Below are 20,335 nucleotides of genomic sequence, written 5' to 3'. Positions count from 1 at the left end.
CCGAGGCGATCACATGCGTTCGGGTTTCCCCTTCTCTGTTCTCGTGATCCAGGACTGGCAGCCCCATTGAGCAAGTCCGCCCACTGCGAGGGACACGAGAATTGCTCCCCAGTCAATGACGTGCGGTAGCCCGGGGAAGAAGGCGAAGAAGGCGAGTGTGGCAATGAGGCCGACGAGGAACGCGGCGATACCGGCCCGGCGCCGCCGTGTTTTCCACGCCTGGCCGGAATCTGGTCCCTGTTGATGCGCGATCATGAACAACTCACTTCGTGATGTGGTGGCACTGCTTCACACGCCGCACTCCGCTGACGTAGAGGTGGGCGCATGCCTTGCCATAACGAGGCAGCGTCTGGGGAGAGTTGTTCCGCATCGGGTCGATCTTGCACTCGCTGTGCGTCTTGCCGCGAGATGTACGGTAGGGCCGATTGTCGGTGTCGGCATAGGTGAAGTCGATACGCCAGTTGCAGAAACCGCTGCTCAGCGCTCCGACGAAGGCACAATCGACTCCGGCGTTCTGGTACGTGATCTTCCTGCCGCTGCCTCGGATGACGTGCGTGAACATACAGCCCGTCGGAACCTTCATCGTGACACCGCCCACGCTGTACTCGAATGTGCGCACGGGAGTTGACCCGATCGCGCCAGCATGCGCGCCGGTGGGCGTGCCGAGGACAAGTGCCCCTGCGGCGGCCAGAGCCGTGGTGAGGCGCGTGACGTACTGCATGGCCAACGCAGTCCCTTTCGGTGATCTTTTGAATGAGTACCTGGGACAACCACGTCCTTAGCGGCCAGTTACAGGATTACTTATCGATTCACTGCCATGTGTGATCAGAGAACGACAGGCTGACCAGAAGAAACGTTCACGGCCTCCTGGATTTGCGGTTCAGCTCTCATCTCGACGGACATGGCCCGGTACGTGCTGACCCAGACCGTTCCGCGTCCAGGCGCGCCGCCATCCGGTGCGCCCGTGAGAGGTTCGTCGTCCACACGCCCGCCGCGAGCCCGTACTCATCGAGGGCGCCGCCGCCCGTATCCCCGCCTGGCGTGGCCGTGTCGCGGAGATCGACCTGCTCGGACGCAATCTGCGCGAGGCCGACGAAGCGGTGGCCCGGACGGCCGGGTGGGGGTTCGCACGCCTACGGTCGATCGAGCTGGGGCGTCACCAGGCTCACGGGGAGCTTCCACGGCGGAAATCTCTCCGTAACGCCGCAGAGGTCTACTCGTATGCAACAAGGATTCACCACAGTGGACACCCTAAGGAGGGGCCCATGGTGACCGCAGCCCCCGATCCCGCCGAACTCCCCGAACTCCCCGATCTCGCCGAACTGGTCCGCGCCGACGGCATCGAGTTCGTGCTCGCCGTCTTCGTCGATCTGACCGGCAAACCGTGCGCCAAGCTCGTCCCGGCCCAGGCCGTCGAGGAACTCCGTGACGAGGGCGTCGGGTTCGCCGGGTACGCGGCCGGTGCGCTCGGCCAGCAGCCCAGCGACCCCGATGTCATCGCCCGCCCCGACGCGTCCTCGTACACCCCCGTCCCCTTCGTCAAGCCCGGCCTCGCCCTCGTCCACTGCGACCCGTACGTGGAGGGGGAGCCCTGGCCCTACGCCCCGCGTGTCATCCTGCGCCGGCTGCTGGAGCGGGCCGCCGCGCAGGGGCTGTCGCTGTCCGTGGGCGCCGAGGTCGAGTACTTCCTCGTCAACCGGGACGAGCACGGTGTGCTGCGGGTCGCCGACTCCAGGGACACCGCCGCCCAACCCTGTTACGACGCACGCGGGTTGACCCGGATGTACGACCACCTCACCGCCGTGTCCAGCGCCATGAACTCCCTCGGCTGGGGCAACTACGCCAACGACCACGAGGACGGCAACGGCCAGTTCGAGCAGAACTTCAAGCACGCCGAAGCCCTGACCACCGCCGACCGGGTCATCACCATGCGGTACCTGGTGTCGATGCTGGCCGAACAGCGGGGCATGACGGCCACGTTCATGCCGAAGCCGTTCACCGACCGCACCGGCACCGGCATGCACATGCACATGTCGCTCTGGCGGGGTGACCAACCCGCCTTCCCCGACGCCGCCGACGAGCGCGGCCTCGGACTCTCCCCGCTCGCCTACTCCTTCGTCGCCGGGATCGTCGAGCACGCGCGGGCGTTGCAGGCGGTCATCGCGCCGACCGTCAACTCCTACAAACGCACCGGCGCGGTCAACACCCGCTCGGGCGCCACCTGGTCACCGCGCGTCGCCGGGTACGGCGGCAACGACCGCACCCACTTCGTACGCGTCCCCGACGGCAACCGCATCGAACTGCGCGGTGGGGACGGCGCCGCCAACCCCTACCTCGCCGCTGCCGCCGCCCTCGCCGCAGGCCTCGACGGCATCGAACGCGGCCTCGACCCGGGCGAGCCCGGCGCGGCAGGCAAGGGCCCGGAACTCCCGCCGACCCTGCTGCACGCCGTCGAGGCACTCCAGGCGGACGAGGTGATCAGCGGCGCGCTGGACGCGGTCGGGGCCGGGGTGAGCCGGTACTTCGCCGATCTCAAGCGCGAGGAGTTCTTCGAGTGGCACGCGACGGTCGGGCCCTGGGAGCTGGACCGGTATCTGACCGCCTTCTGACCTGACTGCCTTCTGACCTGACTGCCTTCTGACCCGACTGCCTTCTGGCCTGACTGCCTTCGGACCGACTTCCGTCTTCTGGCCGCCTTCTGAAGGGACTTGAGATGTGCGGAATCGTCGGGCTCCACCTGCGAGAGCCCGCACTCGAACCCCGGCTCGGCGAACTGCTGGCCGCGATGCTCGGCCAGGTCGTCGAACGCGGCCCCGACTCGGCGGGCGTCGCCGTCTACGGCGACCCGCGGCTGTCCCCGCCGGGACGGACCGTCGTGTCGCTGCTGGGCACCTCGAAGGCCGAGGTGGAGGCCGTGCTGCCGGGCACGGTGGCCATCGACGCCGACGCCACGACCGTGGTGCATGCGGGCGTCGGCCAGCTCGCGGCCGCCTTGCCCCACGCCACGGTCATCGGCTCCGGCGAGGGGTTCGCCGTGCTCAAGGGCACGGGAAATCCGGTGCAGTTGGCGGACGCCTTCGGGCTTGCCGACGTCACCGGCTGGCAGGGCGTCGGCCACACCCGTATGGCCACCGAGTCCGCCGTGACGCCCGAGGGCGCCCACCCCTTCTCCGTCGGCCCCGGACAGTGCCTCGTGCACAACGGCTCCTTCGCCAACCACGCCACCATCCGGCGTCAACTGTGCGCCCAGGGCGTCGAGTTCGACAGCGAGAACGACTCCGAGGTCGGTGCGCGGTTCGTCGCCCATCAGCTGGAGCAGGGCGCCGATCCGGAGAAGGCGCTGCGGTTGTTGTGCGAGCGGTTCGACGGTTTCTACACGTTGCTGGTGTCCACCGGTGACTCCTTCGCGGTCGTCCGTGACGCCATCGCCTGTAAGCCGGCGCTCGTCGCCGAGACCGACGCGTGGGTGGCCATGGCGTCCGAGTACCGGGCCCTCGATGTCCTCCCAGGCATCGAGAACGCCCACATCTTCGAACCCGAGCCGGAAGAGGTGTACGTATGGCGACGTTGATCGACCTGGCGGAGTCCCCGGTACGGGAGTTGAACCAGGCGTTGCATTCGCCTGGCGGCGTGGATGTCTGGCGGGTGGTGAATCCGCGCGGGGCGCACGCTGTTGCGTGCGGTATACGGGAGGAACTCACCGTCGATGTCGAGGGGCACGTCGGCTATTACTGCGCCGGGATGAATCAGCGGGCGACGGTCACTGTTCATGGCAACGCTGGTACGGGGGTTGCCGAGAACATGATGTCCGGGGTGGTTCGGGTGCGGGGGAATGCGTCGCAGTCGGCCGGGGCCACGGCGCATGGGGGGCTGCTGGTTGTCGAGGGGGACGCTTCTGCTCGGTGTGGGATCTCCATGAAGGGGGTGGACATCGTGGTGGGGGGTGATGTCGGGCATATGAGTGCGTTTATGGGGCAGGCGGGGCGGTTGGTTGTTTGTGGGGATGCGGGGGAGGCGCTGGGGGATTCGCTGTATGAGGCTCGGATTTATGTCCGGGGGGCGGTGAAGTCGCTTGGGGCGGATTGTGTGGAGAAGGAGATGCGGTCCGAACATCTTTCGGAGTTGGGGGAGTTGCTCAAGGCGGCTGAGCGGGACGAGGATCCGGTGGAGTTTCGGCGGTATGGGTCTGCTCGGGCGCTTTATCACTTCAAGGTTGATAATTCTGCGGTGTATTAGCGATTTTTTCGGCTGTCGGCCGGTGGGGGCTGGTCGCGCCCGCGCGGCGGAGCCGCAAATTGACACAGCCCCGCGCCCCTGAAAAGCAACCACTCGCCCCCTACTCAGAGGAGTGAACCTTGGAAGCCGCATCCCGTGGTCTGCGCGAGTCCGCTACCTTCGACCGCGCCACCATCCATGCCATCCAGCGTGCCGCCGAGACCGGGATCTATGACATTCGGGGGTGGGGCGCGAAGCGCCGACTCCCGCATTTTGACGACCTGTTGCTGCTCGGGGCCTCCATGTCCCGCTATCCCCTTGAGGGTTACCGGGAGCGCTGCGACACCGACGTCGTTCTCGGGACCCGGCATGCCAAGAACCCTCTCCGCCTCTCCACGCCCGTCACCATCGCCGGAATGAGCTTCGGGGCCCTCTCCGCGCAGGCCAAGGAGGCCCTCGGGCGGGGTGCCAGCGAGGTGGGTACCTCCACCACCACCGGGGACGGGGGCATGACGCCCGAGGAGCGAGGCCACTCCAAGCACCTCGTCCACCAGTACCTCCCCTCCCGCTACGGCATGAACCCGGACGATCTGCGAGCCGCCGACGCCATCGAGGTCGTCCTCGGGCAGGGGGCCAAGCCCGGTGGTGGGGGCATGCTGCTCGGGCAGAAGATCACCGAACGGGTCGCCGGTATGCGGACGTTGCCCGTCGGGATCGACCAGCGCAGCGCCTGCCGGCACCCCGACTGGACCGGCCCCGACGACCTCGCCATCAAGATCCTCGAACTGCGCGAGATCACCGACTGGGAGAAGCCGGTCTATGTGAAGGTCGGTGCGACCCGGACGTACTACGACGTCAAGCTGGCCGTGCATGCCGGCGCGGACGTCGTGGTCGTCGACGGGATGCAGGGCGGTACCGCCGCCACCCAGGACGTCTTCATCGAGCACGTCGGTATCCCCACCCTCGCCGCTCTGCCCCAAGCCGTCCAGGCGCTCCAGGAGTTGGGTGTTCACCGCGAGGTCCAGCTGGTCGTGTCCGGCGGTATTCGCTCGGGCGCCGACATGGCCAAGGCCCTCGCTCTGGGCGCGGACGCGGTCGCCATCGGCACGGCCGCGCTGATCGCACTCGGCGACAACCATCCGAAGTACGACGCCGAGTACCGCGAACTCGGCTCCGCGGCGGGCTACTTCGACGACTACCAGGACGGCCGCGACCCCGCCGGCATCTCCACCCAGGACGAGGAACTCGCCGCCCGCCTCGACCCCGTCGACGCCGGACGCCGCCTCGCCAACTTCCTGCGCGTGATGACCATGGAGGCGCAGACCCTCGCCCGCGCCTGCGGCAAGTCCCACGTCCTCCACCTGGAGCCCGAGGACCTGGTCGCGCTCACCATCGAGTCCGCCGCCATGGCCCGTATCCCGCTCGCCGGCACCAACTGGATCCCCGGAGCCGGCCTGTGATCGCCGTCCTCGGCGCCGGGCTCATGGGCGCGGCCACCGCCTGGCAGTTGGCCCGCGCCGGTCACGAGGTCACCCTCATCGAGGCGTACGACATCGGCCACCGGCACGGCAGTTCGCACGGCACCTCCCGGATCTTCCGGCGGGCGTACGCCGACCCCCTCTACGTCGGGCTGACCGGGCAGGCGTACGAGCACTGGCGCGAGCTGGAGCAGGACAGTTCAACTCCCTTGCTGCGTACGACCGGTGGGCTCGACCTGGGGGAGGGGCGCGACCCGGAGGGGCTGGCCGCCGCACTGGGCGCCGCCGGAGTCCCGTACGAACTCCTCGACGCCGAAGCCGCCGCCGAGCGCTGGCCCTACATCCGGTTCACCGGCCCGGCGCTGTACCACCCGGACGCCGGTGTCGTCGACGCCGACCAGACCGTCGCCGCGTGTGTGCGGCGGGCCGTCGAGCACGGCGCCGACGCGCTGATCGGCGTACGGGTCGAGCGAGTTGAGGTCGGGGAGAGGGTTCGTCTGCACACCGACGACAGGCGGGAACTCGTTGCCGACACGGTGGTCGTCGCCGCCGGTGCATGGCTGCCCGATCTCCAACTGCCCGTCCCTCTCCCGCCGTTGCGCGTCACCCAGCAGCAGGTCTTTCACTTTCCGCAGCGGGAGCGGGACGTGCGGTGGCCGATCCTGGTCCACAAGGACGAGGCCATGCAGGTGTTCGGGCTGCCGTCCGGTGCCGACGCCGGGCCGCTGCCCGCGGTCAAGGTCGCCGAGCACGACCGGGGGACCGTCACCACCGCCCGTACCCGCACCGGTGTCGTCGACCCGTCGTCGCGTGCGCGGGTGAGCGACTTCGTCCGGGAGCGGCTCCCCGGACTTGTTCCCGAACCGGTGGCCGAGACGACCTGCCTCTACACCACCACCCCCGACGAGGACTTCGTCCTCGACCGCCACGGCCCCTTCGTCATCGTCTCCCCGTGCTCCGGCCACGGCGCCAAGTTCGCCCCGCTCATCGGCGCGATGGCCGCCGACCTCGCCACCGGCCGCATCGAGCCCCACCCACGCTTCCGCCTGGAACGCGCGAGCTAATATGCGCCGATGACCGAGCACCACGAAGACGGCGGCGACTCCGGCGACCCCGACGACAAGGCGCTGGAGCGGATCATCGCGGTCCGGGCCCGTGAGTACCGGCAGGCGGCCGGGCTGTCGGTCGGGGAGATGGCGCAGCGGGTCGGCATCTCGAAAGCGATGCTGTCGAAGATCGAGAACGCCCAGACCGCGTGCAGTCTCACCACGCTCTCCCGGCTCGCGCGCGGTCTCGACGTCCCGGTCACCGCTCTGTTCCGGGGCATGGACGACGAACGCGAGGCCGTCTTCGTCCCGGCGGGACACGGCGCGCGGATCGTGCGGCGGGGTACGAAGGTCGGCCACGAGTACGCCCAGCTCGGCTCGCTCCGGGGCACCCACAAGCGGATGGACGCCCTGCTCGTCACGCTCACCGAACAGAGCGAGGTCTTCCCGCTCTTCCAGCACGCCGGCACCGAGATCATCTACATGCTGGAGGGCGTCATGGCCTACGGCCACGGCAAGTCCAGCTACACCCTGCGCCCCGGCGACGCCCTCCAGTTCGACGGCGAGGCCCCGCACGGGCCAGAGCGACTGCTCGAACTCCCGATCCGCTTCCTGACGGTGACGGCCTTCGGGGACAGCCCCCAGCACTGAGGCGCGCTCCCTGCGTCAGTTCTTGGCCAGCCCCCGCAGGAGCAGTTCGACCAGGCGGCGCGGGTCGTAGCGCGGGTCGTTGTCGTGCCCGATGCACAGGTTGCCGATGCCGCGCATCAGCTCGTACGGCTGTGTGCCGGGCCTGATCTCGCCCGCCCCGGCCGCCGCGTCGAGCAACTCCCCGCAGACCGGCACCAGTCGGTCGAGGAAATAGGTGTGCAGGGCCTCGAAGCCGCTGCTGTCGGACTGCATCGCGTTGGCCAGGCCGTGCTTGGTGACCAGGAAGTCGACGAACAGGTCGGCCCACCGGCGCAGTGCCGTGAGCGGCGAGTCGGCCTCGGCCAGCAGGGTCGGGCCCGCCTCGGCGCAGGCCTCGACCTGGTGGCGGTAGACGGCGACGACGAGATCCGCCCGCGTCGGGAAGTGGCGGTAGATCGTGCCCATCCCGACGCCGGCCCTGGCCGCGATCTCGCGGATCGGCGCGTCGACACCCGAGGTGACGAAGACCGCGGCGGCGGCGGTGAGCAGGGTCTGCTGGTTGCGCTGCGCGTCGGCCCGCTTGCCCCGGGCGGGTACCTCCCCGGACTGGCCTGAGCTGGCCATCACGTCTCCCTCCGGCTCCCGTTGACTAAACGGAACAGTGCTCCGTATATTAAGCGGAACGTTGTTCCGTTTATTGCCTCAGTCTAGGGGAAGCCGCATCATGAGTGAAACTCCGATCCTGTCCGTCGCCCCGATCGTGCTGCCGACTCCCGACCGAGCCGTTGACCTGCGGTTACGGGTGACAGCTCCCATCGAAGGGAGCGAACTGCCCGTCATCCTCCTCTCGCACGGCCAGGGCTACTCGAACAACCTCTCCTCGCTCAACGGCTACGCGCCCCTCGTCCACCACTGGGCTGCGCAGGGCTTCGTCGTCATCCAGCCCACGCATCTCAGCTCGACGACCCTGGCCTCGACCCTGCCTCCGGACACCCCCGGCGCGCCCCTGTACTGGCGCTCCCGCGCCGAGGACATGACACGCGTCCTCGACCGGCTCGACGAGATCGAGGCCGCCGTCCCGCAGCTCCCCGGGCGCCTGGACCGCGCCAGGGTCGCCGTGGCCGGGCACTCGATGGGCGGCCACACCGCCAGCCTGCTGCTGGGCGCCCGGCTCACCGACCCGGACGACGGGACGGAGGTGGACCTCACCGAGCCCCGGATCAAGGCGGGCGTCCTGCTCGCCGCGCCCGGCCGAGGCGGCGACGCCCTCACCGGGCACGTCACCGCGAACTGGCCCTTCTTCTCGACCACCGACTTCTCCCGGATGACCACACCCGCGCTCGTGGTCGCCGGTGACAAGGACACCTCCGCCCATCTGACCGTCATGGGCCCGGACTGGCACACCGACCCGTACGTCCTGGCCCCGGGCCCCAAGTCCCTGCTCACTCTGTTCGACGCGGAGCACGGACTCGGCGGGATCTCCGGGTACGACGTCGCCGAGACCACGGACGAGAACCCCGCCCGGGTCTCCGTGCTCCAACGCCTCACCTCGGCCTACCTCCGCACCGAGCTGTACCCCGGCGACCCCGCCTGGCGGACGGCGCGCGAGGAGCTGGCGGCCGGGCCCGACCCGCTGGGCCAGGTCGAGTCCAAGTAGCAAGCAAGTAGGGCGAGTTCAAGTAAGCGGGTGGGTCGGCGGCGACGCGTCGCCACCGTGGAGGGCCAGCCCGAGGCCGACATCGTCGTACCGAACGCGCCTTTGCCGTTGCCCGGGATGTAGCTGATGACACCGGACGGCTTGAGGCCGACCACGTCGCCGATGCCGTCGGCGGGCGGGGCCGTCAGCTTGAACGTGTACGCGCCGTTGGGGACCATCGCGCCCGCGCCGTCGCGCAGGTTCCAGCGGACCGTCGGCGCGCTGTCCACGAGGCGGCGGGCTTGCTCAGCACTCCGCGGCTGTGTCCCCCAGGACAAGCACGTCACACACGACAAGCACACAATAAGCGCCACGAGATTAACAGCAGTCCCACGGCCATCAGGGTCAGGGACTGGCCAAACATCATCCCGGAACCGCTCGTGGACGCGGCTCCGCTACCAGCTCCGCTACCCGCCCCGGCTGTACCGCGCCGCCACCAACGCGATGTCGTCCTCCGGATCGTCGGGGGCGACCCGGTCGAGGACCAGGTCGAGGAGGTCCTCGGGGGCCGGGCAGCCGCGGATGCGGGTCAGGCGGCGCAGGGAGGCGTCGATGTCCTCGTGGCGGCGTTCGATCAGGCCGTCGGTGTAGAGGAGCAGGGTGTGGCCGGGCTCGCAGGGGGCCGTGAAGGAGACGTACCGACTGTGGCCGGTGCCCAGGGGCGGGCCGGGCGGGACGGGGAGGAGCGTGGCGCGGCCGTCGGGGCGGAAGACGACGGGCGGGAGGTGTCCGGCGCTGGCGTAGGTGCAGGTGCCCCGGCCAGGGTCGGCGATGGCGATCACGCAGGTCGCGGGGCGGTCGGCGGCGGTGGTGTGCAGCAGGTGGTCGAGTTCGAGCAGGATGCGGTCGGGGCTGGGTTCGCGGGCGGCGACGACGCGCAGCATGGCCTGGTAGCGGCTCATCGCGACGGCGGCCTCCAGACCGTGGCCCATCACGTCGCCCAGGGCGAGCAGGGTGCGTCCGTCGTCGAGGGCGACCGTCTCGTACCAGTCCCCGCCGACCAGGACACCGCGTCCGGCGGGCCGGTAGCGGTAGGCGACGTCGACGTCCGGGTGTGGCTGCCCCGGCTCGGCCAGCAGGGCGCGCTGGAGCTGGACGACGGCGTTGTGCTCGGTGGTGTAGCGGCGGGCGTTGTCGAGGCTGATCGCGGCCCGCCCGGCCAGGTCCTGGGCGATCACGGCGTCGGTCTCGCCGAACAGGGGTGAGTCGCCCGCGCGGACCATGGTGACGGTGCCCACCTGCTGGCCGCGCGCGGTCAGCGGCACGATCAGGGCCGAGTGGATACCGGCGGCCAGATAGGCGGCGACGTTCCCGGTGTGGGGTGCCGAGCGGGCCATCTCCTCCTCGTCCATCAGGTTGTCGATCACCGGGCGTCCGGACTCCAGACAGCGGACGAGGGACGAGCCGGGCCGGTGGTCGACGTACTCGCCGGGCCGGCCCAGTGACCGCATCGCCGGCTCCAGCTCGGGCGTCGCCGCCAGCGAGGCCCGGCGCAGCCGCAGCGAGCCGTCGCGGGGCGCCCGGCTGGTGCCGTGCTCGGGGAGGATCTTCACGGTGGCGGCGTCGGCGAGCTTCGCCACCAGGAACTCGGCCAGCTCCTGGCAGGTGGTGTCCATGTCGAGGGTGGTGCCGACCCGGGTGGCGGCCTCGTCGAGCAGCGCCAGCCGCTCGCGGGCCCGCTCCAGCTCCCGCTGTTCCTGCCGGGCGGCCGAGATCTCCAGCGCGACGCCGACGATGCCCAGGGTCCGGCCGTCCTGCCGCAGCCGGTGGTAGGCGCCGTGCCAGTAGCGGCGTTCCAGTGGGGAGTCGGCCTGGGTGTGCCCGCTGGAGATCGTCTCGCGCGGGATGCCGTCCGCGATCACGGCCCGCAGCACGTCCTCGCGGGGATCGACCCCCGGGACGACCTCGGCGACGGTACGCCCGATGTGGTCCTCGGCCGGTACGCCGTTCATGTCGGCCAGGGTGGCGTTGACGTACCGGAAGCGCAGCTGGGTGTCGAGGACGGCGATCGCGGCGGGCGTCCCGTCGAGAAGCTGCCCGAGCAGCTCACGCACTTGCGCGGACCAGGCGTGCGGGAAGCCCTGATCGCCCTCCGGCGGCCCCACGCCGGTGGCCTCACGCTCACCGTTGCCCGCGCCCTCGTCGCCGGCCCGCTGCCGGTCCACCCAAGCATCCGACCACGAGTCGGGGGCGAGCGCATGCGGAGTTACGGAGGGCTGCTCCGGTTGTGGGGGCCGGGGGCCGGGGGCCGGGGGCCGGGGGCTCGGGAGCCCTGGAGCCGGGGCGCCGGGGGCGGCTCGACGACCTGGCCGCCGAACTCACTGCGGCGCACGGCATCGAGGCCACGGCCACGGCCATCCTCCTCGATCTCGGCCCCTCGATCTCGGCCTGCCCGCACCGGGGCGCAGCGGCGTGCTCCGAAATTCGCTGCCTGATTGTCGGATCATGGTGATAGACAGCCGGAGTGGAAAAGACTCTGGCCTTCCCCGACCTGCTGCGGCTGATCGACGAACGGTCGGCCGCCTTCCGTACGGCGGTCGCCTCCGCGCCCAGCCTCGACGTGCGGGTGCCGACCTGCCCCGAGTGGACGCTGTTCGATCTGGCGCAGCACATCGGCGAGGGGCGCCGCGCCTGGGCCGCCACCATCGCCGCAGGCCCTGCCGCGACGGCCAAGTCCGAACCGGAGAACGCCCCGGCGGCCCCTCGGGAGCGCGAGGCACTGTCGGCCTGGCTGGCCGCGTCCACGCAGGAACTGGTGGACGCACTGCGGGAGGCCGGCCCGGATCGCGGTTGCTGGACATGGTGGGGCGCGTCGCAGTCGCCGAAGACCTGTGGCGCCGTAGCCCGACACCAGCTCCAGCAGATCACGGTGCACACGTACGACGCCCAGGTCACCGTGGGTACCCCGCAGCCGCTGCCGGCCGAGGTGGCCCTCGACGGTGTCGAGGAGTTCCTCTCCACCTGCGTCGCCACGACGAGCGCCTGGCCGCACAAGCCCACGGCTTTCGACTTCCACGCCACAGAGGGCCGCTCCTGGCGCCTCACGCTCGACGGCAACGGCGCACGCGTCGCCGTCGCCGACGAGACCCCGGACTCGCCCGGCGTCGCCGTCCACGGCACGGCCAGTGAGCTGGTCCTCTTCGTGTACGACCGCATCCCGGCGGACGCGGTGCGGATCGACGGAGACGCGACTCTGTTCGACCTGCTGCGCGAGTGGGAGCCGGAGGAGTAGGACGCGGTCAGGCCCGGGTGGAGCGGCCGAACTCCTCGGACCTGGCACCACAGAGGAGCCGTACCGACTGCCGGGCCGAAGGTGAGCATCGGGCGGGCGGGTCTCCGCTGTCAGTGCTCTGTGCCATCATGCGGACGCGTCTCAGGGGAGCGGGCCGCGGTCTACGGGTTGCCAGGGGGTTGGGGTTGGGGATGGGGATGGGCGGGGGCAAGGAGCCGGATGGCTCGTCCAGGTCCGACGAGGAGTGGGACCGGTTTCTGCGCGAGTCGGTGGCGGGTACCGCCGATTCGCCCAAGGAGCCGTCGGCGCGGGCCCGCGAGGTGACGAAGCGGCTCCGCGCGGAGCCCGGCCCCGGCCCGGAGGGCTGGCGCAGCTACACGCCCGCGCGGCCGAAGCGGCGCACGGGCTGGTACGTGGTCGGACTGCTGGCCTCGTTGATGCTGCTCGTGGTGGCGCTCGCGCCGGGACGGATAGTGGACCTGTTCGCCGGCGACGACTCTGCCTCCCCGCCGCCGGCGCCCGAGACCGCGAGCCCGACCGAGGCACCCTCGGAGGTGGCGGCCCAACGCCCCACCCTGGACGAGCCGTTCCGTGGTTCGCCGGCGGCGAGCTGGGCGAGCGGAGCGGCGGGGATCACGGTGCCGAAGGCCGGGGCGGTCGGCTGGATGAGCGCGGCCGATGTCGGGCAGGCCCTCGCCCAGAGCCGGGACTTCCTCGTCGAGTCCGGCCTGGACAGCGGGGTGCTGCGGGGCGAGCGCCCCGAGAAGGCGATCGCACTGATCAACCCGCACCAGAAGGACGTCCAGGACTTCCTGAAGACCTCTTTCCGCACCCCGAGCGAGAAGAACGACCCCCTCTTCCTCTTCAGCCGCTTCCAGCCCTCCCGCACCCAACTGGTCGGCGACGTCGTGAAGACCCGGGGCCGGCTCACCTACCGGGAGGGCGAGCGCGGCGCGCTCCAGGTGACCGCCGACGTCACCTTCGTCTACCCGGTCACCCGCGCGGACGGCGGCGGCGACGAGATCGTGCGCACGATAGCCCGGCGCGAGCTGGTCCTGAACTGGGACGACCCGGACAAGGTGATCACCGAGCCGGGCACGTTCTCGATCGTCTCGTACAAGTACGACGTGACCAACGGCGGCTGCGGCGTCCCCACGGGCTACTTCACCCCACCCTTCGACACGGACGACCAGACGGCCGAAACCGGCACGGAGATCGACCCGTACGACCGCAGCGTGCCGGTCGGGCAGGCCGGGTCCGCCGGGGACGAGTGCGTGAGGGCGACGCGGTCGTAGGGCGGCCTTGACCGGTGGCCGCGTGGTGAGGCGTATCGGCTCCAGGTATCTCCAGCCTTGGTGACCAAACGGGTGGCTGGGTCGTGGAGGGACGCCGATCTCCCGCAGATGGACTTGGAGGCTGACCGGGTTCATCGGCTGTCCGGGCAGGTTCGGCAGGACAGCACTCGGCTCAGCCAGCGCCTGGAGCGAGCCGAAGACGACCTCGCGACGGCGCGAACCAGCCTCCGCCGCATGATCCGGGACGAATGCCGTACCAGTGGCCGTTGGCCAGGTGCTCTCCGTTGCCGGGCGCCTCTGCCGAGGCTCTACTCATGATCGGTCGATTCGTGGGAGCCGAGCCCGTGAGCCCAGGCTGTGGCTGCTGCGAGGTCGGGGGCAGTACCGACAGGGACGTAGGCGAAACCGTCCCACTCCTCCAAGGCCCTGGGCTCTTCAGGCCGACAGTGGCCGGCACCGCCGTGCAGCGGCCGGTAACGCCGGTACTGGTCCATCGGAGGACGGCGCCGCTTGGTGTATGCGGCGAGCGGGTCGTCGGCATCGACGCGCGGGAGAGCGCGCGACGGCTGGTTCGGCGGTCCGGGACGGCTGTGCTTGCCCATGCGCTCGATGGTCTCAGGCCGCGATGGTGGTCGGCCGGGCGGTGGCGAGGTCTTTCGCCCTCGTACGCACCGCGTCGACGACGGCTGTTTCGTGCGGGCGGGCCGCGTCGAGCAGGGTGTTGAGCCGCGAGACCACCAGTGTGGAGTCAACCCGAGCGGCATCGTCGAGCGCCCGCTGGGCCGCCGCGGCGCCTGTCTGGGCCTCACCCTCGTCGAACAACGCGGCGGCGAGACCAACGCGGTCCATGACGCGGACGCGGTCGAACCCCGGCCTCCTGAGTTTCAGCGCATCCTCGAAGTGGCGGCTCGCTCGTTTGCGGGCACGGCCGAGCCCCGTGAGATCCCGGGCGGAGACCGCGCGGGCACCGGCGTGCTCGGCAGCGTCGAAGTACGCGACCCATTCCGGGACGTCCTCACCCAGCCCGTCGGCCACGAGTTCATCGGCGTCGCCGAGATGCTGCTCGGCCTGGCGCTGGTCGCCGAGGGCCGCGTGCACCCGACCTGTCTGCGAGGCGACCAGCGCCTTGACCGCGGGCAACTTCGCCTTCGCCGCGGCGACACCGAGGAGACCGAGAGCGTCGGCAGGGCGACCGAGAAAGATCATCTGATGTGACATGCGGGTGACGATCTCCACTCCGCGATCGCGCTGCCCGGCCTCACCGGCCGCGTACACGCCGTAGCTCCAGTACCGCTGTGCCGTCGGGTACCGGCCGCAGTCATGGCTGACCCACCCGGCGAGCGCCGCCAGGTCGGCCGTCGCCGCGAACACCCGGGGTCGCAGACTCTTCGGGATGCCGTCCTGGATTCGACGGGCGGCCTCGGCGAGCTGGGCGACGATCGCCGAGCGGTACAGGCCGCCGCCCTTGGACGCGTCCGCCCTGGTGAAGAAGGCGGTCACCTCCTCCAGCGCGGTGACGGTATCGGCGTCGAAGCCCTTACGGCCGTGATTCAGGGTGCGGGCGGTACCGCCGAGCATCCGCTCGGCGGCGAGGATCAGCGGGGCGCCGACGGCGAGCTTCAGGGTGTCGCGGCGGCTCATGAACAGGTCCATCTGCGTCCATCCGGCCAGGGTCTGGGCGGCTGCCTCTGTCAACAGCGGGAGCTGGATGCCATCCAGCTCCGGGCCCGTGGCCGTCAGGCCGAGATCACCGGGAGTGAGCGGTTGCCCGACCGCCTCCGAAAGGACCTCCGCGAGCAGGGCGGGCACCGGAGAGCGGGGCCGCTCGCCGTCGACCCAGCGCCGGATGCGGGTCGTGTCCGGCGCGACCTGGCGATGGCCTTGGGCTTTGGCCGTCGCGGCGATGCGTCGGGCGATTTCGCCGTGGGACAGCCCGGTCGCCACGATCCACAGCGCCAGGTGCGGGTTGCTGGATCTGCTGCCCATCACTGCCTCGCCTTCCCCGCCTGCATATACGGAGCGTGGCATTTTCGCCACGATTCGCGACCTCTACGGTACTGGTCAGGGCACCGGGCGGGCACCGATTCTGTGCAGGCGGGAGCCAATCGGCTACCGCGCGGCGTACAGGGGAAGGAACAACGCATGGCGACGCTTGCACCCAGGGTTCCGTGGGCGATGCGGCTGGTCACCGACCGGCTCCCGGTCGGCCCGCCGTCGTACGCGGCGGTGACGCTCGATCCGGTCACACAGACCGCGCGCTACACCGACAGCGCCGGCCACCTGGTGGAGATGAGCAAGCACGGCACCAGCAAGACCACCGGCACCGCGTCGATGTCGGGTGGCGGCGACGGTCAGAACCCGCAGCCACAGACCCAGGACGACCACACCACCGACTACGAGTCGGACTGACCGATGGCCTCCACCGTCCTGGTCGTCACCGCGCTGGAAGACGTCACCGCGGACTGGGTCGTCGCCGCGCTGAACGAGCGTGAGGTACCCGTCGTGCGCGTCGACCCCGCCGACATCGGGCCAGGCCTGACGTTCTGCGCCCGCATCGGTCCGGACACTCCGACATGGGGCGGGCGGCTGCGCACGGCGAGCCGGGAGGTGGAGCTGGGGGAGGTGGCGGCGGTCTACTACCGTCGCCCCACCCCCTACGCCAGCCGGTACGAGCATCTGCCCGCCCAGCAGCGGGACTTCGCCGCCGCTGAGGCCCGGCACGGGCTCGGCGGCATCCTCAACAACCTGCACAGCGCGCTGTACGTCAACCACCCGGCTGCCGTGGCCCGCGCCGACTTCAAGCCCGCCCAATTGCAGAGCTTTGCCGGACTCGGGCTCCGGATCCCGCCGACGGTGATCACCAACGACGTTGAGCAGGCACGCAAGTTCGCGACCGAGCACGAGCACGTCATCTACAAGACGTTCCGAGGCCTGCCCCGAGGCGAGGACGGGCACACCGGCGCGATCTGGGCCCAGCGCATCGATCCGGAGACCTTCGACGACTCGCTCGGGGTGATGCCGCACCTGTTCCAGGCAGAAATCCCCAAGATCGGCGACGTGCGGGTGACCGTGGTCGGCCGACGCGTCTTCGCGAGCCGGATCGAGTCACCGGACGGCGCCTTGGACTGGCGCCGCGGCGACTGGAACGACCTCACCCACACTCCCGTAGCTGTCCCGGCCACGATCGAGGTGGCTCTGCACCGCTATCTGGCGTCGTTCGGCCTGGTCTTCGGCTGTTTCGACTTTGCTCTGACCGGCCCCGAGAGCATGACCGGATCCTGGACGGCCATTGAGTGCAACAGCAACGGGCAGTGGGGCTGGCTGCCCGACGCACCAGCCATTATCGAGGCGTTCGCCGACATCCTGACCAGGAAGGAGACGGTGGACCATGACCACGCCCACCGACCTTGAGACCGACGCGGCCCGTCTGCGCGAGGCCATGGTGAAGGCCCTCGCCGAAGACGGAGCTCTCACGGATCCGGCCTGGCGACAGGCGGCGGAGAAGGTGGCGCGGCACCCGTTCGTTCCCGGCTTCTACCTGCCCGCCGATGAGCGCGACGGACAGGGCCTGACGGTGTGGGACCCGGTCACCGCCGAACTCGACCATGACCGATGGCTGGCCGCCGCGTACTCGGACACCACGCTCATCACACAGTTCGATGGCGATGAACCCGACTGGAAGAACCCGGCGGAAAGGCATGGCGGAGCCCCGACGTCGTCCTCCACGCTGCCCTCGCTCGTCCTGCGGATGTGGGCCGACGCCGACCTTCAGGAGGGACACACGGTGCTGGAGATCGGCACGGGGACCGGCTACTCGACGGCGCTCGCATGCGAGCGCCTCGGCTCCGCCGACGTCACCAGCATCGAGGTCGACCCACACCGACTGGAGACGGCGGCGAGCGCACTGTACGGCTGCGGCTACACCCCCACACTCGCCGTGGCGGACGGGCTGTACGGCTACTGGCCCGAGGCCCGCTTCGACCGGATCGTGGCCGCCTGCTCGTTCCGAGCTGTACCGCCCGCGCTGCCCGCCCAGACCCGGCCGCGAGGGAAAATCCTGCTCACCCTCAGCGGCTGGCTCTACGGATACGCCCGCGTCCTGCTGACCGTCGCCGAGGACGGCACGGCTGAGGGCCAGTTGCTGGGCGGCACAGTTTCGTTCATGTCCGCGCGTGCCCACGCGGCGCCGACGTTCGGCAACCCCGCCCACTGGGCGGCCGGCCTGCCGGAGAGACCGCGGACCGGTCGACACAGCCCGCAGCGGATTACCGACGTCACCGAGGAGGCGTTCCACCTGCGGTTCCTCGCCCAGAGCGCGGTGCCGGACACGCAGATGACGACGGTCGGCGATGTCGTGCACCTGGTCGACGTGGTGACCGGCTCAGCCGCCACCCTCACCCCGTACGACGGCGGTTGGCAGGTGCGCGAGGTCGGCCCGGTGCGGTTGTGGGAGCGCGTCGAGCGCGTCCTGGACGCCTACGACGAGGCAGACCGGCCGGGACCGGAGACATTCACCCTGCACGTCCACGAGGGCGGACAGCACCTGCGACACCCGCAGATGCCAGGTCTGCCGTTGCCAAGGCTGTTCTGATCCATGTCCCGGAGCGCGAGCTGTACCGCCAGTTCTGTCCCGTGCCCTTGTACTCGGCGAAAGCGCCGCCACGATCTACCGGGCCTCCGCGGTCTCTTGTGGCAGTTCGAAGCGCTGTCGTCGGCGGCGGACGGCGTGGTCACTGACCTGCTCCTCAGTGAGTGGAGCGGCCGAACTCCTGGGCCTTGGCCCCACCGAGGAAGCCGTGCCAGCTGCCGGGGCCGAAGGTGAGCATCGGGCCGGCCGGGTCCTTGCTGTCGCGCACGGCTCGGCCGCCGGTGGTGGTGTCGGCGACCTCGACGCAGTTGCTCTGCGTCCCGGAGTACGACGACTTCCAGAAGGGGCCTGCAACCTCGGTCACGGTGTGTCTTCCTTGGTGGTCCGCAGTACACGCCGGATGAGTCTCGTACTCGCGTCCGGTGCCAGTGCTGCCGAGCGTAGTAGGTCGTACGCGTTGGCGTAAGCGGTTAGATCCTCGGGCCCTTCGAGGACCGATGTGCCTCGCAGGTTCTCCAGGGTCACGGCCTCGACCGTTGGTTCCGCGTCAAAGCTGAACGTGGAGAAGGCAGAGGTCAGCGCCGCCAATGCACCCGCGCTGAACGGCAGCACCTGCACGGTGACGTTCTTCCGCTTACTGATCTCCAGGATCGCGGACAGCTGATCCCGGTGAACCTCGGTGCTCACCAAGGGATGCGTGATGACGCCTTCCCAGAGGATGGCGCTGTACGTTGCTCCGCCCTCCTCGATCTTGACCTGTCGCGCCTTGCGTACCTTCAGCAGGTCAGCGACCAGTTCTGGGGCAACGTAGTTGGGATCGGCCGCGATGTTCCCCTCCGTGTAGGCGGGGATCTGCAGAAGTCCCGGCACCAGAACCGGCTGCCACTCGCGGATGTACGTTGCGTCGTCCTCCAGCGCGATGTGGTCGAGGTAGTCCGGACGCAGGTGCGCCGCATGTTCGAGCCACCAGCCGCGCCGGTTCGACTGCTTGGCCAACTCCTCCAGTTTCAGGCGTACTTCGGGTTCGTCGTTGCCGTACGCCTTCAGCATCGCCCGGATCTCGATGGGGCGGGCGATGACGTGTCCAGTCTCGATGCGGCTGACTCGGGTCTGGTGTGCCGCGATCACCTCGGCAGCCTGCGGCTGGTCAAACCCGGCCGCTTGCCGGAACCTCCTGAGCGCCGCCCCAAGTCGCCTGCTGCGCACGGTCGGTCGTCCCCCTGCGGGCATCCCGAATCCCCTCTCTCGCAACTCCACTGTAGGGCAGGGCAGTTGTCGCACATTAGTAATACCGCATGCATGCGACCTTTCTGCTTGCGGTTGTTTCTCATGTGGCTCTAGCCTCAGTGCACACGCTCCACTACAGAGCGCGAACATGACCGAGCGTCAGGGGGTACCGCCATGCCCGAACCCACCACCTTCCGCATCCCCAAGCACCCCAGAAGCGTCCCCGAAGCCCGAGCCCAGGTCCGAAAGGCCCTCGCCGACTGGGGCCTGCCCCCTGAACTCGCCGCCGACGTCGCCCTCGTGGCCACTGAGTTCGTCACCAACTCCGTACGGCACTGCGAGGTGACCTTCTCCCTGGTCGAGGTGACCCTGTCCCTCCAGGACGGCCAACTCCTGCTGGAGGTCTCCGACCCCGACAAGGAGAAGACCCCGGCACCCCGCACCGCCGGTCAACACGACGAGAACGGGCGCGGGTTGGCAGTCATCGCAGCCCTGACCAACCAATGGGGATACGACGTACGCCGCTTCACCAAGTGCGCCTGGGCCACCTTCCCGCTGCCGGAAGTCGCCCCCGCATGCTCCGGCTGACGACCCGACTGCTCACCAGGCTGACCGCCGTACTCCACCCCCGCCCACCAGCCGCCCCCACACCCACCTCGCCACCACGCACCCCCGACCCCTACGTCTGGACCCTCCCCAACCCCCACCACGCCCGCTGGCGCCGCTGGCACCGACGCACCCAACACACCCCACCCCAGGACCGAACCTCCCCCCTCCTCCCCGAGGAACCCTGCTGGCAGCAACCCGCACCCACCCCGCCCCGCCGCCCCTTGAACCGCGCACCGCACGACGACCCCGTACGCCTCTACGTACTCCAGGCCCTCGGCGAGGAGTGGTGACGCCAGGATCTAGGCTGCGGTCAGGACCT

The 20,335-nt window shown here is 70.0% G+C and carries 23 protein-coding genes and 1 pseudogene; 14 read left to right on the top strand and 10 right to left on the bottom strand.

Translation table 11 applies throughout. The annotated features are described in order from the left end of the window. Positions 1 to 9: 9 nt before the first annotated feature. The 3 genes and pseudogenes from LUX31_RS18905 to LUX31_RS37890 form a co-directional block, all read right to left on the bottom strand. Positions 10 to 255 carry a hypothetical protein gene (locus LUX31_RS18905; RefSeq protein WP_235475953.1) on the bottom strand — a complete coding sequence of 82 codons (246 nt, stop codon included), beginning with the start codon at positions 253 to 255 and terminating at the stop codon, positions 10 to 12. Positions 256 to 262: 7 nt separating this feature from the next. Continuing rightward, on the bottom strand, positions 263 to 721 hold the full coding sequence (locus tag LUX31_RS18900) for a hypothetical protein (RefSeq protein ID WP_235475952.1): 459 nt from the start codon (positions 719 to 721) through the stop codon (positions 263 to 265). Positions 722 to 897: 176 nt separating this feature from the next. Then, positions 898 to 1,007 (bottom strand): annotated as a pseudogene (locus LUX31_RS37890) (aldehyde dehydrogenase family protein); the annotation flags it as partial. Between the two features lie 258 nt (positions 1,008 to 1,265). On the opposite strand from LUX31_RS37890, the gene glnT reads away from it, so the two are divergent. The 6 genes from glnT to LUX31_RS18870 all read left to right on the top strand — a co-directional run bounded on the left by glnT (position 1,266) and on the right by LUX31_RS18870 (position 7,390). After that, a complete protein-coding gene (glnT, locus tag LUX31_RS18895) occupies positions 1,266 to 2,609 on the top strand; it encodes a type III glutamate--ammonia ligase (protein WP_235475951.1) in 1,344 nt (447 codons plus the stop codon). Between the two features lie 104 nt (positions 2,610 to 2,713). Next, positions 2,714 to 3,571, top strand: a complete 858-nt coding sequence (locus LUX31_RS18890) for a glutamine amidotransferase (RefSeq protein ID WP_235475950.1) — start codon at positions 2,714 to 2,716, stop codon at positions 3,569 to 3,571. Then, on the top strand, positions 3,559 to 4,236 hold the full coding sequence (locus LUX31_RS18885) for a glutamate synthase (RefSeq protein ID WP_235475949.1): 678 nt from the start codon (positions 3,559 to 3,561) through the stop codon (positions 4,234 to 4,236). Before LUX31_RS18890 ends, LUX31_RS18885 begins: the two co-directional genes overlap by 13 nt. A 119-nt stretch (positions 4,237 to 4,355) precedes the next feature. Then, positions 4,356 to 5,675: an FMN-binding glutamate synthase family protein gene (locus tag LUX31_RS18880; RefSeq protein WP_235475948.1), complete on the top strand. Its 1,320-nt coding sequence runs from the start codon at positions 4,356 to 4,358 to the stop codon at positions 5,673 to 5,675. Further along, positions 5,672 to 6,757 (top strand): FAD-dependent oxidoreductase, encoded by a 1,086-nt coding sequence (locus LUX31_RS18875; protein ID WP_235475947.1) that lies wholly within the window; start codon positions 5,672 to 5,674, stop codon positions 6,755 to 6,757. Before LUX31_RS18880 ends, LUX31_RS18875 begins: the two co-directional genes overlap by 4 nt. 9 nt (positions 6,758 to 6,766) lie before the next feature. After that, complete coding sequence (locus LUX31_RS18870) at positions 6,767 to 7,390, top strand: helix-turn-helix domain-containing protein (RefSeq protein ID WP_235475946.1); 624 nt, start codon at positions 6,767 to 6,769, stop codon at positions 7,388 to 7,390. Between the two features lie 15 nt (positions 7,391 to 7,405). Here the strand turns inward: LUX31_RS18870 and LUX31_RS18865 are convergent, their stop codons facing one another. Next, positions 7,406 to 7,993 carry a TetR/AcrR family transcriptional regulator gene (locus LUX31_RS18865; RefSeq protein ID WP_235475945.1) on the bottom strand — a complete coding sequence of 196 codons (588 nt, stop codon included), beginning with the start codon at positions 7,991 to 7,993 and terminating at the stop codon, positions 7,406 to 7,408. Between the two features lie 100 nt (positions 7,994 to 8,093). Here LUX31_RS18865 and LUX31_RS18860 point away from each other — a divergent pair, with 100 nt between their 5' ends. After that, positions 8,094 to 9,026: an alpha/beta hydrolase family protein gene (locus tag LUX31_RS18860; RefSeq protein ID WP_235475944.1), complete on the top strand. Its 933-nt coding sequence runs from the start codon at positions 8,094 to 8,096 to the stop codon at positions 9,024 to 9,026. On the opposite strand, the gene LUX31_RS18855 is transcribed toward LUX31_RS18860, so the two are convergent. Then, positions 8,924 to 9,295 carry a hypothetical protein gene (locus LUX31_RS18855; RefSeq protein WP_235475943.1) on the bottom strand — a complete coding sequence of 124 codons (372 nt, stop codon included), beginning with the start codon at positions 9,293 to 9,295 and terminating at the stop codon, positions 8,924 to 8,926. The genes LUX31_RS18860 and LUX31_RS18855 overlap by 103 nt on opposite strands. 177 nt (positions 9,296 to 9,472) lie before the next feature. Beyond that, positions 9,473 to 11,230: a SpoIIE family protein phosphatase gene (locus LUX31_RS18850; RefSeq protein ID WP_235475942.1), complete on the bottom strand. Its 1,758-nt coding sequence runs from the start codon at positions 11,228 to 11,230 to the stop codon at positions 9,473 to 9,475. A gap of 299 nt (positions 11,231 to 11,529) precedes the next feature. Between LUX31_RS18850 and LUX31_RS18845 the strand changes: the two genes are divergently transcribed. Together LUX31_RS18845 and LUX31_RS18840 are read left to right on the top strand one after the other, a co-directional pair. After that, positions 11,530 to 12,297, top strand: a complete 768-nt coding sequence (locus LUX31_RS18845) for a maleylpyruvate isomerase family mycothiol-dependent enzyme (RefSeq protein WP_235475941.1) — start codon at positions 11,530 to 11,532, stop codon at positions 12,295 to 12,297. A gap of 197 nt (positions 12,298 to 12,494) precedes the next feature. Beyond that, positions 12,495 to 13,592 (top strand): hypothetical protein, encoded by a 1,098-nt coding sequence (locus LUX31_RS18840; RefSeq protein ID WP_235475940.1) that lies wholly within the window; start codon positions 12,495 to 12,497, stop codon positions 13,590 to 13,592. 308 nt (positions 13,593 to 13,900) lie between these two features. Here LUX31_RS18840 and LUX31_RS18835 read toward each other — a convergent pair whose 3' ends face one another. Both LUX31_RS18835 and LUX31_RS18830 read right to left on the bottom strand, forming a co-directional pair. Further along, on the bottom strand, positions 13,901 to 14,194 hold the full coding sequence (locus LUX31_RS18835) for a DUF6087 family protein (RefSeq protein WP_235475939.1): 294 nt from the start codon (positions 14,192 to 14,194) through the stop codon (positions 13,901 to 13,903). Between the two features lie 13 nt (positions 14,195 to 14,207). Beyond that, positions 14,208 to 15,578 (bottom strand): Tat pathway signal protein, encoded by a 1,371-nt coding sequence (locus LUX31_RS18830; RefSeq protein ID WP_235475938.1) that lies wholly within the window; start codon positions 15,576 to 15,578, stop codon positions 14,208 to 14,210. A gap of 156 nt (positions 15,579 to 15,734) precedes the next feature. On the opposite strand from LUX31_RS18830, the gene LUX31_RS18825 reads away from it, so the two are divergent. From LUX31_RS18825 to tgmC, 3 genes are read left to right on the top strand one after another with little or no spacing between them, the layout of a single operon-like run. Continuing rightward, the gene (locus LUX31_RS18825) at positions 15,735 to 16,001 is read left to right on the top strand and encodes a putative ATP-grasp-modified RiPP (RefSeq protein ID WP_235475937.1); all 267 of its coding nucleotides are present in this window, start codon (positions 15,735 to 15,737) and stop codon (positions 15,999 to 16,001) included. Between the two features lie 3 nt (positions 16,002 to 16,004). Next, complete coding sequence (gene tgmB / locus LUX31_RS18820; RefSeq protein ID WP_235475936.1) at positions 16,005 to 17,003, top strand: ATP-grasp ribosomal peptide maturase; 999 nt, start codon at positions 16,005 to 16,007, stop codon at positions 17,001 to 17,003. Further along, a complete protein-coding gene (tgmC, locus tag LUX31_RS18815) occupies positions 16,981 to 18,183 on the top strand; it encodes an ATP-grasp peptide maturase system methyltransferase (protein ID WP_235475935.1) in 1,203 nt (400 codons plus the stop codon). The genes tgmB and tgmC overlap by 23 nt, the downstream gene beginning before the upstream one ends. A 154-nt stretch (positions 18,184 to 18,337) precedes the next feature. Here the strand turns inward: tgmC and LUX31_RS18810 are convergent, their stop codons facing one another. After that, on the bottom strand, positions 18,338 to 18,544 hold the full coding sequence (locus tag LUX31_RS18810; RefSeq protein ID WP_235475934.1) for a DUF397 domain-containing protein: 207 nt from the start codon (positions 18,542 to 18,544) through the stop codon (positions 18,338 to 18,340). Next, positions 18,541 to 19,410 (bottom strand): helix-turn-helix domain-containing protein, encoded by an 870-nt coding sequence (locus LUX31_RS18805; RefSeq protein WP_235475933.1) that lies wholly within the window; start codon positions 19,408 to 19,410, stop codon positions 18,541 to 18,543. The genes LUX31_RS18810 and LUX31_RS18805 overlap by 4 nt, the downstream gene beginning before the upstream one ends. A gap of 171 nt (positions 19,411 to 19,581) precedes the next feature. On the opposite strand from LUX31_RS18805, the gene LUX31_RS18800 reads away from it, so the two are divergent. Beyond that, positions 19,582 to 19,995, top strand: coding sequence for an ATP-binding protein (locus LUX31_RS18800; RefSeq protein ID WP_235475932.1), 414 nt, complete (start codon positions 19,582 to 19,584; stop codon positions 19,993 to 19,995). Then, positions 19,983 to 20,306: a hypothetical protein gene (locus tag LUX31_RS18795; protein WP_235475931.1), complete on the top strand. Its 324-nt coding sequence runs from the start codon at positions 19,983 to 19,985 to the stop codon at positions 20,304 to 20,306. Before LUX31_RS18800 ends, LUX31_RS18795 begins: the two co-directional genes overlap by 13 nt. The last annotated feature ends 29 nt before the right edge of the window (positions 20,307 to 20,335 follow it).

Source organism: Streptomyces sp. GQFP, assembly GCF_021545335.1.
Taxonomy (GTDB): domain Bacteria; phylum Actinomycetota; class Actinomycetes; order Streptomycetales; family Streptomycetaceae; genus Streptomyces.
This window is presented reverse-complemented; position numbering and strand designations above follow the sequence as displayed.

Bases quoted from the DNA above. Each gene is read 5' to 3' on its own strand.
- tgmC (WP_235475935.1), top strand. From the start codon at position 16,981: ATGACCACGCCCACCGACCTTGAGACCGACGCGGCCCGTCTGCGCGAG.
- LUX31_RS18795 (WP_235475931.1), top strand. From the start codon at position 19,983: ATGCTCCGGCTGACGACCCGACTGCTCACCAGGCTGACCGCCGTACTC.
- LUX31_RS18905 (WP_235475953.1), bottom strand. From the start codon at position 255: ATGATCGCGCATCAACAGGGACCAGATTCCGGCCAGGCGTGGAAAACA.
- LUX31_RS18800 (WP_235475932.1), top strand. From the start codon at position 19,582: ATGCCCGAACCCACCACCTTCCGCATCCCCAAGCACCCCAGAAGCGTC.
- LUX31_RS18825 (WP_235475937.1), top strand. From the start codon at position 15,735: ATGGCGACGCTTGCACCCAGGGTTCCGTGGGCGATGCGGCTGGTCACC.
- LUX31_RS18860 (WP_235475944.1), top strand. From the start codon at position 8,094: ATGAGTGAAACTCCGATCCTGTCCGTCGCCCCGATCGTGCTGCCGACT.
- LUX31_RS18890 (WP_235475950.1), top strand. From the start codon at position 2,714: ATGTGCGGAATCGTCGGGCTCCACCTGCGAGAGCCCGCACTCGAACCC.
- LUX31_RS18900 (WP_235475952.1), bottom strand. From the start codon at position 721: ATGCAGTACGTCACGCGCCTCACCACGGCTCTGGCCGCCGCAGGGGCA.
- LUX31_RS18865 (WP_235475945.1), bottom strand. From the start codon at position 7,993: ATGGCCAGCTCAGGCCAGTCCGGGGAGGTACCCGCCCGGGGCAAGCGG.
- LUX31_RS18840 (WP_235475940.1), top strand. From the start codon at position 12,495: ATGGGCGGGGGCAAGGAGCCGGATGGCTCGTCCAGGTCCGACGAGGAG.
- LUX31_RS18805 (WP_235475933.1), bottom strand. From the start codon at position 19,410: ATGCCCGCAGGGGGACGACCGACCGTGCGCAGCAGGCGACTTGGGGCG.
- LUX31_RS18885 (WP_235475949.1), top strand. From the start codon at position 3,559: ATGGCGACGTTGATCGACCTGGCGGAGTCCCCGGTACGGGAGTTGAAC.
- LUX31_RS18870 (WP_235475946.1), top strand. From the start codon at position 6,767: ATGACCGAGCACCACGAAGACGGCGGCGACTCCGGCGACCCCGACGAC.
- glnT (WP_235475951.1), top strand. From the start codon at position 1,266: ATGGTGACCGCAGCCCCCGATCCCGCCGAACTCCCCGAACTCCCCGAT.
- tgmB (WP_235475936.1), top strand. From the start codon at position 16,005: ATGGCCTCCACCGTCCTGGTCGTCACCGCGCTGGAAGACGTCACCGCG.
- LUX31_RS18835 (WP_235475939.1), bottom strand. From the start codon at position 14,194: ATGGGCAAGCACAGCCGTCCCGGACCGCCGAACCAGCCGTCGCGCGCT.
- LUX31_RS18830 (WP_235475938.1), bottom strand. From the start codon at position 15,578: ATGGGCAGCAGATCCAGCAACCCGCACCTGGCGCTGTGGATCGTGGCG.